General features: G+C 61.6%; 13 protein-coding genes. 9 read left to right on the top strand and 4 right to left on the bottom strand.

Annotated elements, in window-relative coordinates:
- Positions 1–15: 15 nt before the first annotated feature.
- Together IEW09_RS03345 and IEW09_RS03340 are read right to left on the bottom strand one after the other, a co-directional pair.
- Entirely contained in the window at positions 16–648 is a 633-nt protein-coding gene (locus IEW09_RS03345) for a CDP-alcohol phosphatidyltransferase family protein (protein ID WP_188552714.1), read from the bottom strand.
- Positions 649–706: 58 nt separating this feature from the next.
- Positions 707–1,180, bottom strand: coding sequence for a GreA/GreB family elongation factor (locus IEW09_RS03340; RefSeq protein WP_188552713.1), 474 nt, complete (start codon positions 1,178–1,180; stop codon positions 707–709).
- A 319-nt stretch (positions 1,181–1,499) separates the two neighbouring features.
- Here IEW09_RS03340 and mltG point away from each other — a divergent pair, with 319 nt between their 5' ends.
- The 5 genes from mltG (at position 1,500) to zwf (ending at position 7,986) form a co-directional block, all read left to right on the top strand.
- Positions 1,500–2,507: an endolytic transglycosylase MltG gene (gene mltG, locus IEW09_RS03335; protein WP_188552712.1), complete on the top strand. Its 1,008-nt coding sequence runs from the start codon at positions 1,500–1,502 to the stop codon at positions 2,505–2,507.
- 285 nt (positions 2,508–2,792) lie between these two features.
- The gene (locus tag IEW09_RS03330) at positions 2,793–3,677 is read left to right on the top strand and encodes a DUF4292 domain-containing protein (protein ID WP_188552711.1); all 885 of its coding nucleotides are present in this window, start codon (positions 2,793–2,795) and stop codon (positions 3,675–3,677) included.
- Between the two features lie 75 nt (positions 3,678–3,752).
- Positions 3,753–5,345, top strand: a complete 1,593-nt coding sequence (locus IEW09_RS03325; protein WP_188552710.1) for a VWA domain-containing protein — start codon at positions 3,753–3,755, stop codon at positions 5,343–5,345.
- A 173-nt stretch (positions 5,346–5,518) separates the two neighbouring features.
- Positions 5,519–6,541: a phosphogluconate dehydrogenase (NAD(+)-dependent, decarboxylating) gene (gnd, locus tag IEW09_RS03320; protein WP_188552709.1), complete on the top strand. Its 1,023-nt coding sequence runs from the start codon at positions 5,519–5,521 to the stop codon at positions 6,539–6,541.
- Between the two features lie 32 nt (positions 6,542–6,573).
- Complete coding sequence (gene zwf / locus IEW09_RS03315; protein WP_188552708.1) at positions 6,574–7,986, top strand: glucose-6-phosphate dehydrogenase; 1,413 nt, start codon at positions 6,574–6,576, stop codon at positions 7,984–7,986.
- Between the two features lie 156 nt (positions 7,987–8,142).
- Here zwf and IEW09_RS03310 read toward each other — a convergent pair whose 3' ends face one another.
- The gene (locus tag IEW09_RS03310; RefSeq protein ID WP_188552707.1) at positions 8,143–9,645 is read right to left on the bottom strand and encodes a sulfatase-like hydrolase/transferase; all 1,503 of its coding nucleotides are present in this window, start codon (positions 9,643–9,645) and stop codon (positions 8,143–8,145) included.
- A 223-nt stretch (positions 9,646–9,868) separates the two neighbouring features.
- Here IEW09_RS03310 and obgE point away from each other — a divergent pair, with 223 nt between their 5' ends.
- From obgE to IEW09_RS03295, 3 genes are all read left to right on the top strand, one after another.
- Entirely contained in the window at positions 9,869–11,005 is a 1,137-nt protein-coding gene (obgE, locus tag IEW09_RS03305) for a GTPase ObgE (RefSeq protein WP_188552706.1), read from the top strand.
- 195 nt (positions 11,006–11,200) lie between these two features.
- Complete coding sequence (locus IEW09_RS03300) at positions 11,201–13,999, top strand: response regulator (RefSeq protein WP_188552705.1); 2,799 nt, start codon at positions 11,201–11,203, stop codon at positions 13,997–13,999.
- Positions 13,996–14,952, top strand: coding sequence for a GGDEF domain-containing response regulator (locus IEW09_RS03295; RefSeq protein ID WP_188552704.1), 957 nt, complete (start codon positions 13,996–13,998; stop codon positions 14,950–14,952). Before IEW09_RS03300 ends, IEW09_RS03295 begins: the two co-directional genes overlap by 4 nt.
- Positions 14,953–14,985: 33 nt before the next feature.
- Here the strand turns inward: IEW09_RS03295 and IEW09_RS03290 are convergent, their stop codons facing one another.
- Entirely contained in the window at positions 14,986–16,047 is a 1,062-nt protein-coding gene (locus IEW09_RS03290) for an oxidoreductase (RefSeq protein ID WP_188552703.1), read from the bottom strand.
- 145 nt (positions 16,048–16,192) lie between these two features.
- Here IEW09_RS03290 and IEW09_RS03285 point away from each other — a divergent pair, with 145 nt between their 5' ends.
- On the top strand, positions 16,193–16,798 hold the full coding sequence (locus IEW09_RS03285; RefSeq protein ID WP_188552702.1) for a hypothetical protein: 606 nt from the start codon (positions 16,193–16,195) through the stop codon (positions 16,796–16,798).
- The last annotated feature ends 94 nt before the right edge of the window (positions 16,799–16,892 follow it).

Below are 16,892 nucleotides of genomic sequence, written 5' to 3'. Positions count from 1 at the left end.
GGTTGGGAGACACGGCTACGAGGTCGGCATCAGCTTGCGGCGTTCTGTTTCGAGGTACGTGTAGCGAATGCGGTGGATCACCGTCGTCGTCGAGAAGAAGGCGAGCACCCAAAGCGCGGCGGCCATCACGCCCCAGTGGTTGAACAGTGCACCCAGAATCACGCAGACGATGCGTTCGGGCCGCTCCATGAATCCGACCTTGCAGCTTCCGATCAGCGCCTCGGCGCGCGCGCGTGTGTAGCTCACCATCAGCGACGCCGTCATCACAAAGGCCACCAGCCCGACGTAGAACAGGCGGTTGCCGCGCGCATAGAAGACCAGCAGGCCGAAGAAGATCACAACGTCGGAGTAGCGGTCGATCACCGAATCGAAGAACGCGCCGAAGACCGAAACCTGATTGGTCTGCCGCGCCACCCGGCCGTCCACCATGTCGAAGATACCCGCCCCGATGATGATCAGCCCCGCATAAAGAAACATGCGGTCGGCGTTGCGAACGCGGGCGAAGCCGAAGAAGAGTGCCGCAACAATATTGATGCAAAGCCCGATGAAGGTAAGCGCGTTGGGCGAGATCCGAGTCAGTGCAAGACCGTTGACAATCTTCTGCAGCAACCAGCCGCTGCCTTTGCCGAATGCACTTGTCCAGGTCAAAAACTTGCCTCCCAAAAGACTGCTCTACATCGAAGATAAAACCGGCTGCCCGGCTGGCCTACTCAGCGCTATCGTGAATGGTGACCAGCTTCAGAATCTCCAGCTCGCGTTTGCCGTTCGGCGTCACGACGGTGGCCACATCGCCGACCTTTTTGCCCAGCAACGCGCGGCCGATCGGCGAGGTCGTCGAGATCAGCCCCTGCGCCACATCGGACTCTTCGCTGGTGACCAGCTTGTACTGAATCTCTTCGTTCTTGCTCGAGTCGAAGACCGTTACCGAAGCGCCGAAGCCGACCTTGTCCTTAGGAATATTGACGAGGTTGACCATGGCCAGCTCACCCATCCGCTTCTTGAGCTGACCCAGGCGCGCGTTGACGAAGACCTGCCGCTGCTTGGCCATGTGGTACTCGGCGTTTTCGCTCAGATCGCCCAGCGCAACCGCCTTCTTGATCTCGGCTGGAAGCTCAGTCGTGAGCTCGTACTCAAGCTGCTTGATCTCTTCTTCGAGCCGTTTCTTTACTTGTTCTGGCATGGGGCCTTCCGGGTCGCGCTGGCAAATTCGCAACATGATTGCGTCAGCGGGTTAGAAAATCAAAAGACCATTATACGATGCTGGCCCCTCCAAGGACCTGATGCAGTGCCTAACGCAACGACAAGCCCAACTCCAACTGCATATCATGCCCCGGCAAGCACACCTGTTCGTTCGGGTGCAAAGCAACTTTTGTCACCATAGTAAAAATCTCAGCAGACCCAAAATGCCGGGGCCTCCCCACCTTTCATCCTGCAGCAGACATCCACCCGTAAAATAGTCCAAACACGATGCGCTAAACGCATCGCCGGAGGTCGCAGGCTTGAAGTTTCTGGGAACGCTGTTGCTGCTGGCTCTTATCGCCGCGGGTATCGCGGGCTACGTGATCTACGTCCCCTTCGGCCCGCAGACCGAGACCTTCGTCGATATAGCGCCCGGCACCGGCACGCCGGCCATCGCGGCACAACTTCAAAAGAACGGCATCATCCGCAACCGCTACGCCTTCGATTTTCTGCACCTCAGAAAGCACGGCACGCTCAAGGCGGGCGAGTACCGCTTCGACCATGCCGCACCCATGACCGAGGTCTATGCTCGCATCGTCCGCGGAGACGTCTACACCGTCAGCCTCAAAATTCCCGAGGGCTATAACATCTTCGACATCGCCCAGGCCGTTGCCGACGCCGGGCTGGGATCGCGCGACGCCTTTCTCGCCGCCGAGCGCCAGCACATCGAGCTGATCGACTGGCTGCCCCAGTCGGGCGTGTCCTTACAAACCGGCGCGCCGCCCTCGTCACTCGAAGGCTTCCTTTTTCCCGACACCTATTCCTTCTCCCGCCACGCCACGCCGGTACAGATCCTCACCGTCATGGTGCATCGCTTCCGCCGAGCCGCCGCTGAACTGGGCCTCAGTGGAGACATCCGCCAGACGGTCATCATGGCATCGCTGGTCGAAAAAGAGGTCAATCAGGACTCCGAACGCCCACTCGTGGCCGGAGTCTTCGTCAACCGCCTTGCCCAGGGAATGCCGCTGGCCACGGACCCCACCATCATCTACGCCGCCCTGCTCAACGGACGCTGGACCGGTGTCATTCACGCCTCCGACCTGCAGGCCGACTCGCCCTACAACACCTACAAGCACAGCGGCCTGCCGCCCGGCCCCATCTGCAACCCCGGCATGGCATCGCTGCGGGCGGCCATGGCTCCGGCAAAGACCGACTATCTTTACTTTGTCAGTGACGCCGCCGGCCACAGCCGCTTCTCTACCGATCTCAAAGAGCACGCAGCCCAGGTCCAGGCCTACCGCAAGGCGCAAAAGGCCCAAACTCCCTGAAGCTCAGCAGGCAATACAAAGGCAAATACAGGGTCTCTCTACTATGCTGTGCTCCGGTCGAGATAACGTGAATGATTGCTACTTTTCTCACATCTCACAGCTAAAAATCCGCAGCCGATCTTTTTGCCGATATCCTCCCACCCCACAAAAAAAGAAACGCAGCCCCGCCTGCCGACATCCAATTTGCTGAAGCAGAGAAAAAACTCCAACCTCACGCATACGTATAGATACCTCCCTCTTCTGCGTGGCGGCGTTCGCGGATAGATATACTTGAAGTTTGTGCCCATGAGTTTTAAAAAAGCAGTTGCGGTGGGATTGATCAGCCTGGTTCCAGCCTTGACCGGCTGTCTGACTCATACCCGCATCGTGCCTCGCACACACCTCGCTGAGATGGTGATCGGCACCTCGCTCGATCAACTCGTCCATCAGATCAATACCCAGTACGACGCCATTAACACCTTCAAAGCCTCAGTCGAGATCACCGCAACCACCGGCGGCTCCCTTCAGGGCCATGTCACCGAGTACCCCAGCTTCAGCGGCTACATCTTCATGCGCAAGCCCGAAGACCTGCGGGTCATCCTGCTGGTCCCCGTTCTGCGCAACCAGGCGATGGACATGGTAAGCGACGGGAAGACCTGGAAGCTATGGATTCCCCCCCGGAACCGCGCCATGGACGGCACCAGTCAGGTGACCACCCCCTCAAAGAACGGCTTTGAGAACCTTCGTCCCGCCGTCTTCTTCAACTCTCTGTTTATCCGCGGCCTCGATCCCGACGAGATCGCCTCGCTCACCACCGACATTCGCATCGTGCAGGACGCGAAGAAGAAAAAAGATCTGATCGAAGAGCCCGATTACGAGTTGCAGATCCTCTCGCAGCCTCAGGGCCAGACGGCACACACGCACCGCGTCATCCATATCAGCCGCATCGATCTGGAGCCCTTCCAGCAGGATATCTACGACGCCGACGGCAAGATCGTCACCCAGGCGGTCTACAGCAACTACCAGAAGTACGGCGACATCTCCTTCCCATCGAAGATCGTCATCACCCGGCCACTGGACCAGTACAGCCTGACTGTCAGCATCACTAAGCTGACGCTGAACCAGCAGATGGACAACGACCAGTTCGACCTGAAGATCCCCGACAACGTCCCCGTCCAGCACATGAATTAGCCCCCTTCACGGCTCTTCTTGCTTTAGCATGACGCTCACCCCTGTACAGGAGTACCTTTAACGCGAGGGTCTTCCATGCTATCGGCGCGTGCAGTTCTCTCGGGAGCCCTGCTGTTGAGCGCTCTGGTCTTTCAAGCGGCAGAGGCTCAAAGCGCTCCCTCATCAAATCAGCCTCCGGCCAGCGACGTTTCTACTCTTCACGTCACTTCGCAGCTTGTGTTTCTCGACGTCACCGTCCTCGACGCAAAAGGCCATCCCGTCGTGAGTGGCCTCACCCAGAACGACTTCACCATCACGCAGGATAAAAAGCCGCAGAAGATCTTCTCCTTCGAGGCTCCCGACGCCCATATCATCACCGCCGACAGCTCCGCGAGCAAGGCCCCCGTCACCATCTTTGTGCTCGACCGGCTAAACTCCACCTTCGAGCAGCTCGCCTACATCCGGTACTGCATGGACAAGTACCTGGCAAACCAGCCTCTCGAGCTGGATGCCCCCGCAGAGGTCATGGTGCTGGGCAACGAATCGCTCGAGATGGTGCAGGGCTACACCCGCAACAAACAAGAGCTGCTCTCCGCCGTCGACCACCTTCCCTCCGTGATTCCCTATAAGGACACCCGCTCCTTCTTCGCCGAGCGCTTTGTTCAGTCGATCGACGGCCTGCGCCAGATCGCGCTCGAGAACAGCGGCGTCCCCGGACGAAAGAACATCGTGTGGATCGGACACGGCGGCCCCAGCCTCTATACCTCGCTGCTCGACGACATCACCGCCGACAAGGTCACCACCTACATCCACCAGACCGCCAACATGCTGGTGAACTCGCGCATGAGCCTCTTTCTCATCTATCCGGGGCTGGAGGTCGCCAATCCCCTCGGCAGGCCGACCAGCGTCATCTCAGCCGAGCTTCCCATCGGCGATGACGATCCCTTCTCTGGCGACGTCAACTTCGGGGTCTTTGTAAACGAGACCGGCGGCCAGCTCTTCTACAACCGCAATGACCTCGACCAGCTCATCCGCACCTCCATCGAGCTCGGCTCGCACTACTACACGCTCACCTACCAGCCGCCTGAAAACATCGCAAACGGAAAGTTTCTCCGCGTACGCGTCACCATGCGCAACCCCGCCCTGCACGTCCTCACCAAGGCAGGCTACTTTGCACCCGATAAGGGGCAGCCATCCGATCCTCGCTTCGATGCGCTCTACCATATCGCCGAAGCCGCGCAGGCCGACGTGCCCTTCTCGAGCCTCGGCTTAACCGTGCAGAAGGTCGTGCGTCATCGCGACACTAACTCCGCCGAGATCACCGTCGCCGTAAATACAAAAGACATCGGATGGAAGCCCCGAAACGATGGAAAAAGCACGGTCGATATAGGATTCGCCGCAGCGAGCCTCTCTGCACGACACGACATACTGGCCTCGAAGACCGAGGCGCTCACGCTGATCAACGCTTCGCAGGACTCCGATCATCTGGAGAAGGTCCAGGGCCACCTTACGATGGCCCTCCGTATTCCCAGACGCACCCGATCGGTGCGTCTGGTGGTCGGCTCGCTGGTCGGCGGCCGCATCGGCTCCGTCGATGTCGACCGCAAGACGATCGACGCCGCCTCCGACGTGCCTACACCGGAGCCGAAACTGATCATGCAACCGGCAAAAGCACCGCCGCCCCGATAATCTGTCGAACGCTCCTCATCTCACCCTTTCCCATCTCGCTGCATCCTACTTGTTGTGTACCCGCAGTATCCTCATCCTCTGTCACTTCCATATGTTGCAGGGAGAGTAGTCTATTGAGCGTCTTCAGCCGAGCGCCGAAGACGCTTCGACAAACAATTCGCAAAGGGGGCGGTATGCAGCTTGGAATGGTAGGACTGGGAAGAATGGGTGCCAACATGGTCCGGCGGCTGATACGCCAGGACCACGAATGTGTCGTCTTCGACATGTCGCCCAAAGCCGTCGACGAGCTGGCCAAGGAAAAAGGAGTCACCGGTTCCTCTTCACTAGCTGACCTCGTCAGCAAGCTCGCCAAGCCCCGCGCTATCTGGCTGATGATTCCGGCCGGCTTCGTCGAAGAGACGATCGACAAAATCGCTCCCCATCTCGAATCCGGCGACATCCTGATCGACGGCGGCAACTCCTACTACATCGACGACATTCGCCGCGCCAAAGCGCTCGCCCCCAAAGGCATTAACTATGTCGATGTAGGCACCAGCGGCGGCGTCTGGGGACTCGATCGTGGCTATTGCATGATGATCGGCGGCCCTGACGACGCCGTGAAGCACCTCGATCCTATCTTCAAATCCATCGCCCCCGGCATCGGCGACATTCCCCGCACCCCCGGCTTCGATAAGATCGGCGGCACCGCCGAGCAAGGCTATCTCCACTGCGGCGCTAACGGTGGCGGCCACTTCGTCAAGATGGTGCACAACGGCATCGAGTACGGCATCATGGCCGCCTACGCCGAAGGCCTCGGCGTCCTCAAGGGCGCCAACATCGGCAAGCAGACCGGAGAGGTCGACGCCGAGACCACGCCGCTGCGCGACCCCGAAAACTACCAGTTCGACTTCAACCTCACCGAGGTCACCGAAGTCTGGCGGCGCGGCAGCGTCATCGCCTCGTGGCTGCTCGACCTCACTGCGGCTGCACTGACCGAAGACCCCGCACTGTCGAAGTTCGGCGGCCGCGTCTCCGACTCCGGCGAAGGCCGCTGGACCATCAAAGCCGCCATCGACGAGGCCGTGCCCGCTCCCGTGCTCACCACCGCTCTGTACGAGCGCTTCAGCTCTCGCGGACAGGCGGACTTCTCCGATAAGCTTCTCTCGGCGATGCGTTACGAGTTCGGCGGTCACTTGGAAAAGCCAGCCGCAAAATAACCTGCAACCTAAGAGAGTGAGATCAAAAGAATATGGCTCCACAGCACTCCGACGCGCTTGTCTTCTTCGGCGCCACTGGCGATCTGGCATACAAGAAGATCTTTCCGGCGCTGCAATCGATGGTCAAACGCGGCACACTCAACGTCCCCGTCATCGGCGTCGCCAAGGCCGGATGGAACCTCGATCAGCTCAAGGCCCGTGCAAAGGACAGCCTCGAACAGCACGGCGGCCTTGACGCCGATGCGTGGCAGAAGCTCAGCGGCCTGCTGCGCTACGTCGATGGCGACTATGCCGACCTAGCCACCTTCACCGCCGTGCGCAAAGAACTCGGCTCCGCTCAATGCCCCGCGCACTATCTCGCCATCCCTCCCTCGCTCTTTGAAAAAGTGGTGGAGCAATTAGTGAAATCGGGCTGCGGCAAAGACGCGCGCATCATCGTCGAAAAGCCCTTCGGCCATGACCTCGCCTCGGCGCAGGAGTTGAACCGCATCCTGCTCTCGGCCTTTCCGGAGACCTCCATCTTCCGCATCGACCACTATCTCGCCAAGGGGCCGGTGCACAACATGGTCTCCTTCCGCTTCTCCAATTCTTTCCTCGAACCGCTCTGGAATCGCAACTACATCGAGAGCGTCCAGCTCACCATGGCCGAGAACTTCGGCATCCAGGGCCGAGGCGCGTTCTACGACCAGACCGGCGCCATCCGCGACGTCGTGCAGAACCACATCTTTCAGGTCATGTGTAATCTCGCCATGGAGTGCCCCGCGCGCAGTGATAGCGAATCCATGCGCGACGAGAAGGTCAAGGTGCTCAAGGCTATCCCGGCCATCGACCCGAAGAACCTCATCCGCGGCCAGTTCAACGGTTACCTCAACGAAAAAGGCGTAGCCCCCAACTCGAAGGTCGAGACCTTTGCCGCACTGAAGCTGGAGATCAAGTCGTGGCGCTGGGACGGCGTGCCCTTCTACATCCGCGCCGGAAAAAACATGCCTGTCACCTGCATGGAGGTGATGGCGCGCTTCCGCAAACCGCCCACCACCAACATCACCGAGCCAGGCACGCCGCAGAACTACATGCGCTTCCGCATCAGCCCTGAGGTGACGGTTGCCATGGCAGTCTCCGTGGTATCGCCCACCGGCACCGGCAGCCGCGCCGCCGTCGAACTGGTGGCCAGCCGCCATCCCCGCCCCAACGAAATGGAGGCCTATGAGCGTGTCCTCGGCGACGCCATGGCCGGCGACGCCACGCTCTTCGCCCGGCAGGACTACGTCGAAGAGGCATGGCGTATCGTCGATCCCATGCTCAAGGCAGAGACCCCCGTCTACACCTACGAGCCGCAGACATGGGGTCCGAAAGAGGTAGACCAAACCGTCCAACCTCCCGGTGGATGGGACCAGCCCAACGGCGAAGAGCAGGAAGACTTCCGCCTCGTCGGCCAGCCGAAGTAGAGCAACTCAAGCAACGCAGCAATTAACTTGTCATCCTTCGCGAAGCGGAGGACCTGCTTTCCCCCAACCCAGCCCCAAACGCACGTCATCTCGACCGGAGGCGGCGTTTTGCCGCCGTAGTGGAGAGACCCCTGTATTTCGCCTTCGACCTCGCCACTACGGCCGCAGGTTCTCCGGCTCCCACGCCCATGGGGGCACCGGCGCGCCGAACGGCCTCGGCGAAGCCCCCGGCGGCGTGGTGATGTCGCCCTTGTTCTCCTTCAACTTCGCATATGCCTCGACCACGTGCGGAGGAAACGAAGGCATCTGCGCCTCCAGCTCCTGCATCAACTCCGCCACCAGCTCCGGGTGAACCTTCGCCACATCGCAGCTCTCCGCCGGATCGCGCGACAGGTCATACAACTCCGGATGCTGCAACCACGCACTCCCCCGCGCTCCGGTCGTCCTGTCGTTGATGTAGATCTCGCCCTTGACGCCCTGCGCCACGCGCAGCTTCCACGACTCCTTGCGAATGCAGTGGACATCGTTCCCGCCATTGCCCATCGCGCTGAAATAGATCAGCGGCCTGCGCTTCAACTCACCCTCATGCCCCAGCAGCACCTTCGACATATCCACGCCATCCAACGGCTTCTGCGGCAACTTCAGCTTGCACAGCGAAGCCATCGTAGGCAGCACATCAAGGTTCGAGCACCACGTCTCCACCACCTTGCCCGACGCAATCACACCCGGCCATATCGCCAGAAACGGCACGCGAAACCCGCCCTCGAACGTCGAAGCCTTGCGCCCGCGCAGCAGCCCCGGACTGCCCTGATACCACGGCCCATGGTCGCTGGTGAAGCAGATCAGCGTATCGCCGCCGAGCCCCTTCTCTTCGACCGCGCGCACAACCTCGCCCACGCTCCAGTCGATCTCGGCCACCGCATCACCAAAGTCTCCAAAGCCGGTCTTGCCGCGAAACCGCTCGGACGCCCGCGCCGGATCGTGCGGATAAGAGAACGCCAGATAGAGGAAGAACGGATGCTCACCGTTCTGCTCGCCGATAAACTTCACCGCCTCCTCGGTATAGCGCGGCGTCAGCAGATCGCGATCGGTGTTCTGCTCAAGAATCTCTGTATCCCGCATCAGCGGCAGCGGATTCATGTCGTCGCTGTAAGGCACGCCGTAGAACGAGTCGAAGCCGCGGCTCGTCGGCAGATACTCCATAGCCTGTCCCAGATGCCACTTGCCGATCGCCTTCGTCCTGTAGCCACCATCATGAAACAGGTTCGAGAGAAACGTCTCATCGAGCGCCGTTCCCTCTGCCTTCGCGCCGGGCGTATACGGTCCAAAAGCTCCCGTCGTCCCCGTGCGCTGGCCATAGCGCCCGGTCATCACCGCCGACCGCGAAGCCGAGCAGATAGGATGCCCTGCATTAAAGTGCGTGAACCTCAGCCCATGCGCAGCCATACTGTCGAGATTGGGCGTAGGCAGCTTCGAGCCATAGCAGCCGGGATCGCCATAGCCAAGGTCGTCGCAGATCATGAAGATCACATTCGGACGTCGCCGCGGCGCACCCGTCTTCATATCAGCCGCAGCCTCACTCGCAGGCGCCGCAAACGAAGCCACCGGAGCAGCCGCAACACCCGAAGACATCAGAGCAATAAACTTACGACGATCCATCATCTCTCCCGAAGAAACCCACAAAATTATAGGTCGCCGTTTTAAACATCACGTCGCCTTCTCACTACCGCACGTCATCTCGACCGAAGCTAGCGGGGTCCTCGACGAGCTTGCTCGTTGGGGTGCAAGCGCAGTGGAGAGCCCTCTGTATTTCGCCTTTGCCAGAGTCACCACACCAACCACAGGCCGCTCCCACCCACCCTAGTACACTAAATATTGACCAATGTTTATCGATGAAGCACGAATCCGAATCAAGGCCGGCGACGGCGGCAACGGCTGCATGGCCTTCCGCCGCGAAAAGTTCGTTCCCCGCGGAGGCCCCTCCGGCGGCGACGGCGGCCATGGCGGCGACATCCTCATGTCCTCGTCCCTCAGCCACAACACCCTCGTCCACTTCCGCTTCAACCCCGAGCACAAGTCCAAGCGCGGCGAGCACGGTATGGGCTCCAACTGCTCCGGCCAGTCCGCCGAGCACCTCGTCCTCAAAGTCCCCGTCGGCACGCTCCTCTACGACGACGACACCGGCGAGCTCGTCCACGACTTCGCCCGTCCCGACGAGACTATCGTCATCGCCCGCGGCGGTCGCGGCGGTCGCGGCAACCAGCACTTCGCCACCAGCACCCATCAGGCCCCGCGCGAGCACGAGCTGGGCCGCCCCGGCGAGGCGCGCAACTACCGCCTCGAACTGCGCCTGCTCGCCGATGCCGGTCTGGTCGGCTACCCCAACGTGGGCAAATCCACGCTAATCTCGCGCCTCTCTGCCGCCAAGCCCAAGATCGCCAACTACGCCTTCACCACGCTCCAGCCCAACCTCGGCGTCGTGCAGGTCGGCGAGTTCCCCCACACCGAGTCCTTCACCATCGCCGACCTCCCCGGCCTCATCGAAGGTGCGCATCTGGGCCACGGCCTCGGTATCCAGTTCCTTAAGCACATCGAGCGCACCAGCGTCATCGTTCACCTTGTCGACGTCTCCGATTCCGGCGCCACCGAAGGCACCGCCCGCCCCGACGCCGTAGCCGACTTCAAGGTCATCACCGAAGAGCTGCGCAGCTTCGACCCCTCACTCGCCACGCGACCCACCATCGTCGTCGCCACCAAGTGCGACGTGGCCAACCCCGACAAGCTCAAAAAGCTCACCGCGATGGCCAAGCGGCGCAAGCTGCCCTTCTTTGCCATCTCCGCCGTCACCGGCGAAGGCATCGAGCCGTTGAAGTACGCCATCGCAGAAGCCGTAGCAGCCCATCGCCCCGCCCGCATCGAGATCGAAGCCGTAGTCGAGACCCTGCCCAAAACCGGAGAGAAGATCCGCCACAAGTCCAACTACCCTCCGCCCGCACCTTCAGCCCGCCGTCGCGGCTGACGCTGTATTGAGAAAGACGGGTGTTCCATGTCCCAAAAGCGGGACATGGAGCACCCGTCACCGCACGACCCCAAATCTCACAAAACACCATGTTTTGAGTCGCATAGCGATATAAACCGTAGCTCAAAAGTGCTACATCATTGAACTCGCCAAGGTGTTAACTTCAGGCGTATTGGATTTACCTGAAGGTACTCGATGAACCCCCACCCACCCTTGCTCGTAGGTTTTTACGACACCCGCCTTGTAGTCGTCTCCGTCCTCATCGCAATCCTGGCAGCCTACGCGGCACTCGATCTCGCGGGCCGCGTTACGGCTGCGCGCGGAGTTGCTCGCTTCCTCTGGCTGACCGGAGGCGCTTTCGCCATGGGCCTTGGCATCTGGTCGATGCACTACGTCGGCATGGAGGCGCTCCGCCTGCCGGTAGACGTTCGTTACGACTGGCCAACCGTCCTGCTCTCCATGCTGGCCGCCTTTGTGGCCTCGGGCATCGCCCTGTTTGTCGTAAGCCGCAAGACCATGACGATGACGTCGGCCATTGTAGGCAGCCTGTTGATGGGCACCGCCATCGCCGGGATGCACTACATCGGCATGGAGGCGATGCGCCTGCCTGCGATGTGCACCTACTCCGCCGGGCTGGTCACTCTCTCCGTTGTGCTCGCGGTGGTCATCTCGTTTGTGGCTATGCTGCTGACCTTCGGCCTGCGCGATCAGATGTCGACCTGGAGCTGGCGCAAGTCCGGGGCCGCCATCGTGATGGGCCTCGCGATTCCTGTCATGCACTACGTCGGCATGGCCGCTGTCAGCTTTATGCCTGCGCCCCTGCCCGCGTCCGAGCTGAAGCACGCCGTCAACATGTCCGAGCTGGGCCTGATCGGCATCGGCCTGGTGACGCTTACGATCCTGACTATATCCTTCCTGGCCTCCATGCTCGACCGCCGCTTCTCGCTCAACGCCAAGGAACTGGAGATGAGCAGGGAGCGCTATCGCCTGATGGCACAGATGACCGAGGAACGCGAGAAGGCACGCACCGCCGAGGCAGGCAGCCAGGCTAAGAGCGAGTTTCTCGCCAACATGAGCCACGAGATCCGCACGCCGCTCAACGGCATCATCGGCATGACCGACCTTGCGCTCGAGACAGAGCTGACCCGCGAGCAGCGCGACTACCTCGAGACCGTCAAGCTCTCCGCAGATTCCCTGCTCAACGTCATCAACGACATCCTCGACTTCTCCAAGATCGAGGCCGGCAAGGTCGACCTCGAGGAGATCGACTTCGACCTCTGCGACTGCATCGAAGGCGCGCTCAAGTCGCTTGCCCTCAAGGCCGACGAGAAGGACCTCGAGCTGCTATGCGAGGTCGCGCCGCAGATTCCCGAGACCGTTGCAGGCGATCCCGGCCGTCTGCGCCAGGTGCTGATCAACCTCGTCGGCAACGCGCTCAAGTTCACCTTCGAGGGCGAGATCGGCCTCAAAGTCCAGACCGAGGTGATCGAAGAAAAGTTCATCACCCTGCACTTCATCGTCTCCGACACCGGCGTCGGCATCCCCACCGACAAGCTCAACGCCATCTTCGACTCTTTCAGCCAGGCCGACACCTCCACCACCCGCGAGTTCGGCGGCACCGGCCTCGGCCTCACCATCTCCAAGCGACTCATTGAGATGATGGGCGGTCGCATCTGGGTCGAAAGCGAGATGGGCGTCGGCTCCCGCTTCCACTTCACCGCGCGCCTCGGCACCGTCGTCGAGCGCGCTCCGGTCGTCGAGACGGACTCCACTCCCACGGTGTTGACCGGCGTCCGCGTGCTGATCGTCGACGACAACCGCACCAACCGCCGCATCCTCGAAGGACTGGTCAGCCGCTGGGGCATGCACGCCACCGCCGTCTCCGACGCCGACAAGGCACTGGCCGCGCTGACCGCCGCCCGCGAGGCCAACGAGCCCTACGGCCTCATCCTGACCGATATGCACATGCCCAAGATGGATGGCTTCGGCCTGGTGCAGGAGATCAAGCAGAGACCCCTGCTCTCCACCTCGACTATCATGATGCTCACCTCCGGCGCGCAGCGCGGCGACGCTGCCCGTTGCGGAGAGCTGGGCATCTCCGCCTATCTCGTCAAGCCCGTCCGTCAGGCCGAGTTGCGCGAAGCCATCGCACGCGTACTCACCCCGATCGAACAGACTGGAGCCGTTCCCATGATTACGCAGAACACGCTGCACGAAGATCGCGACCCACGTAAGGCGCTTCACGTTCTTCTCGCCGAAGACAACCCCGTCAACCAGAAGCTCGCCATCCGCCTGCTCGAAAAGCGCGGCCACCAGGTCGTTCTCGCCAACAACGGAAAGCAGGCGCTCGCCGCGCTCGAAAAGAGCGATTTTGATCTCGTGCTGATGGATGTCCAGATGCCCGAGATGGACGGTCTCGAGGCCACCCGTCTGCTGCGCGAACGCGAACGGAGCACAGGCAAACACCAGCCCGTCGTCGCTATGACCGCACTGGTCATGAAGGGCGACCGCGAGCGCTGTATCGACGCCGGCATGGACGGCTATCTCTCGAAGCCCATCCGCCAGCAGGAGCTCGACGAGGTGCTCGACGCCTATGTCATCCGCGAGCGCGTCGACTTCGCCGCTGCCCCTGACGCCGCCAAACAAGAGCCCTCTGTCGCCACCGACGAGCTGCTCGAGCGCGTCGACGGCGACCGCGCCTTCCTCGCCGAGCTGCTCGAGCTCTTCCGCAGAGACTATCCTGCCCAGTTGCAAGCCCTCCACGCGGCCGCCCGGAACGGCGATGCCGCTACCTTGCAGCGCGTAGGCCACGCGCTCAAGGGCGCGCTGGGCAACCTCTCCGCACCCGTCTCTTCCCGTCTCGCCGGAGAGCTTGAGACCATGGGCCGCTCCGGCAACATCGAGGCGGCAGCTTCCACAGTCGAGGCGCTCGAGCAGGAGATGAACCACGTCCTCGAGATCCTCGACAGCCTCTGCATGGAGGCAACCCGGTGAAGATTCTGCTCGCAGATGACGATCCGGTTTCGCTCCGGCTGATGCAGCGGACCCTCGAGAACTACGGCTACGAGGTCGTCACCGCCACCGACGGCTTGCAGGCCGCGCAGGCGCTCACAAGCCCCGGCGGCCCGCGGCTCGCACTGATCGACTGGATGATGCCCGAGCTCGACGGACCCGGCGTCTGTCGCGAGGTCCGCGCTAGGCACGAGGACGCCTACGTCTACATCCTTCTGCTCACCTCGCGGCAATCGAGCGAAGACGTCGTCGTCGGGCTCGAAGCAGGCGCCGATGACTACCTCACCAAACCCTGCCACGCCGCCGAGCTGAAAGCTCGCCTGCACACCGGCCACCGCGTGCTCCAGCTTGAAGACAAATTGGTGGAGGCGCGCGAGGAGATGCGCTTCAAAGCGACACATGACGCGCTCACCTCGCTGTGGAACCGCGCCGGCATTCTCACCCTGCTGCGCTCCGAGCTTAGCCGCTCCATCCGGCACCAGATTCCACTGTCGCTGCTGGTCTGCGACATCGACCACTTCAAAAACATTAACGACACCTACGGCCATCCCGTCGGCGATGAGATTCTGCAGCAGGTCTCCTCCTACCTTCGCCACCTGGTGCGGCCCGAGGACTGCGTTGGCCGTTTCGGCGGCGAAGAGTTCCTCATCGTGCTCAGCGGCTGCGACCACGCCTCCCTCGAGGTGCGCGCCGATGAGATCCGCGAAGAGATCAGCCGCGTCCCTTTCCTGACCCAGGAAGGAGCGGTCTCAGTCTCACTGAGCTTTGGCGCCATCACCATCGAACCTCCGTGCGAGGCCGTCGATCTCGATCTCTACGTCAAAAAGGCCGATGCCGCTCTCTATCGCGCCAAGGCCGCCGGCCGCAACCGCGTCGTCTTCGCGGAGTCACCAGTCGTAGTAAGCCAGTCCGAGCATCTCAACCTTGTTCAGTAAAAGTTAAGCGAAGAAAAATACAGGCTCTCTCCACTACGCAAGCTCCGCCGCCGTCAGCGCAATCGGCAACACCCTTCCCTGCGCGCCCGACGCAAACGAAGCCTCAAGGATCGCCATCACCGCAACCGCATCTCTTACAGAAACCGGCGGCGCACCTTCGCCGCGAATCGCATCGCGCATCGCAGCATAAAACCCGCGCTGATCGCCCCTCGGCGACGACACCTTGGTCTGCGTTCCGCTCGCGCCGTCGAACACCACGCCGGGACTGGCATCATAACCAAATGCCGGATCGTTCGGCGACATCCCGCTTTGTAGTTGCTGCTCCTGCAGGTCGGCGCCGAACTTCGCCCAACTTCCCCGCGTGCCATGCAGCACCGACCGCGGCCCGCCGCCCGCCACCAGCAGCGACGCATGAAGCACGACCCTCAGACGCTTATAGTTCAACTGCACATGCGCCCAGTCCTCCGTCAGCCCACCCTCACGCAGCGTGGCAAAGCTCGCATTCACCGAATCAGGAAGCCCGAACAGATACAACGCCTGATCGATCAGGTGCGGCCCAAGATCGAACCACAGCCCTGCGCCCGGCCCCGGGTCCTCGCGCCAGCGCTGCCGTACCGCCGGGCGAAAGCGGTCCATGTGGCACTCGTAGTGCGACACCTCGCCCAGCACCCCGCTCTGCAGAACCTCCTTCGTCGCGCGGACCTCGCTCTCCCATCGCCGGTTATGAAAGACCGAGAGGATGCGCCCCTGCTGCCGCGCCGTCTCCGCCAGCGACCGCGCCTCGTTTAGCGTCACGGTAAAGGGTTTGTCGACCACCACATGCTTTCCAGCGCGCAATGCGGCCTCGGCCAGTGCATGGTGGCTCTCATTCGGGCTCGCGATCACCACCAGATCAACCTCCGCATACGTCGCCGCCTCCATCGCCGAGCAGACGACAACCCCCGGATGCGCCGCCTGCACCTGCTCGCGCCGGCTCGATCCCACCACCGTCAGCCGCAGCCTGTCCACCGCGTCGATCAGCGGAGCATGAAACGTCCTGCCCGCATAGCCATAGCCGATCAACCCAACGCGGATCTCTCTGTCTCTCGTACTCATTCGTCCAGACTAGAGCGGCGAAGCCGCCGATGTACACCAGCACAAGCCGAAATCCCACGAAAACAGCCATCCCTGCAATCGCATCTGACAAAAAATGCGCCCCAAAATCCCCCGCCAACACCGCAACAGGTAAACTAGACGCTACATGAACTTCCGTAAAGCACTTCTCCTCCTGGCCGTCGCCCTCTTCGTCACCGCCACTGCCCACGCCCAGTTCGGCGTCTATGGAACCTTCACCGCGAACCATCTCAGCGGCATCAAGTCTTCGCCGGACGTGACCACGACCAACGCCGTCAACAACGATGTCTCTCCCCTCGGCGGCACCGGCGGCATCTACTATGACTTCTTCAAGCTCGGCCACCTCGCCAAGCTGGGCGTCGACGCTCGCGGCACCATCACCACCACCAAGCGCGGAGCCTACGTCAATGCCAACGGCGGCGGAAGCCGCATCAACTCCGGCCTGTTCGGCGTCCGCGCCGTCTTCGACGCTCCCGTGCTGCACACCATCCTGCGGCCCTACGTGCAGGGCTCGGTCGGCATCGGCAGCTCCAACTACGGCATCCTCTACGGCAGCAACGGCGTCGTCACCCGTAACAACTTCGAGTACATGGGCTTCGCCGGTGTCGACATTCCGCTCGCGCCATTCATGGATCTTCGCCTGGTCGAGCTGGGTGCCGGTGCCCTCAGCAACAGCCACACCTATCCTCTGCAATCGGTAAGCTCCGGCATCGTCTTCCACCTGCCTTTCTAAAGAAGAAAGGGCCAATCCCGGCATATAAGAAGGATGAGCTAATCCCGGTATAAAGGATGAGCCGATTTTGATATGATAACGGGAGGGTCAGGCC

It is taken from the genome of Edaphobacter dinghuensis, assembly GCF_014640335.1.
GTDB lineage: Bacteria > Acidobacteriota > Terriglobia > Terriglobales > Acidobacteriaceae > Edaphobacter > Edaphobacter dinghuensis.
Note: the sequence above shows the minus strand (reverse complement) of the source record. Positions and strands in the feature narration are given on the sequence as shown.

What these genes read in the sequence shown, in the direction of transcription:
- IEW09_RS03340 (WP_188552713.1), bottom strand. Translation starts at nt 1,180, where the DNA reads ATGCCAGAACAAGTAAAGAAACGGCTCGAAGAAGAGATCAAGCAGCTT.
- IEW09_RS03330 (WP_188552711.1), top strand. Translation starts at nt 2,793, where the DNA reads ATGAGTTTTAAAAAAGCAGTTGCGGTGGGATTGATCAGCCTGGTTCCA.
- IEW09_RS03325 (WP_188552710.1), top strand. Translation starts at nt 3,753, where the DNA reads ATGCTATCGGCGCGTGCAGTTCTCTCGGGAGCCCTGCTGTTGAGCGCT.
- gnd (WP_188552709.1), top strand. Translation starts at nt 5,519, where the DNA reads ATGCAGCTTGGAATGGTAGGACTGGGAAGAATGGGTGCCAACATGGTC.
- zwf (WP_188552708.1), top strand. Translation starts at nt 6,574, where the DNA reads ATGGCTCCACAGCACTCCGACGCGCTTGTCTTCTTCGGCGCCACTGGC.
- IEW09_RS03310 (WP_188552707.1), bottom strand. Translation starts at nt 9,645, where the DNA reads ATGGATCGTCGTAAGTTTATTGCTCTGATGTCTTCGGGTGTTGCGGCT.
- obgE (WP_188552706.1), top strand. Translation starts at nt 9,869, where the DNA reads ATGTTTATCGATGAAGCACGAATCCGAATCAAGGCCGGCGACGGCGGC.
- IEW09_RS03300 (WP_188552705.1), top strand. Translation starts at nt 11,201, where the DNA reads ATGAACCCCCACCCACCCTTGCTCGTAGGTTTTTACGACACCCGCCTT.
- IEW09_RS03290 (WP_188552703.1), bottom strand. Translation starts at nt 16,047, where the DNA reads ATGAGTACGAGAGACAGAGAGATCCGCGTTGGGTTGATCGGCTATGGC.
- IEW09_RS03285 (WP_188552702.1), top strand. Translation starts at nt 16,193, where the DNA reads ATGAACTTCCGTAAAGCACTTCTCCTCCTGGCCGTCGCCCTCTTCGTC.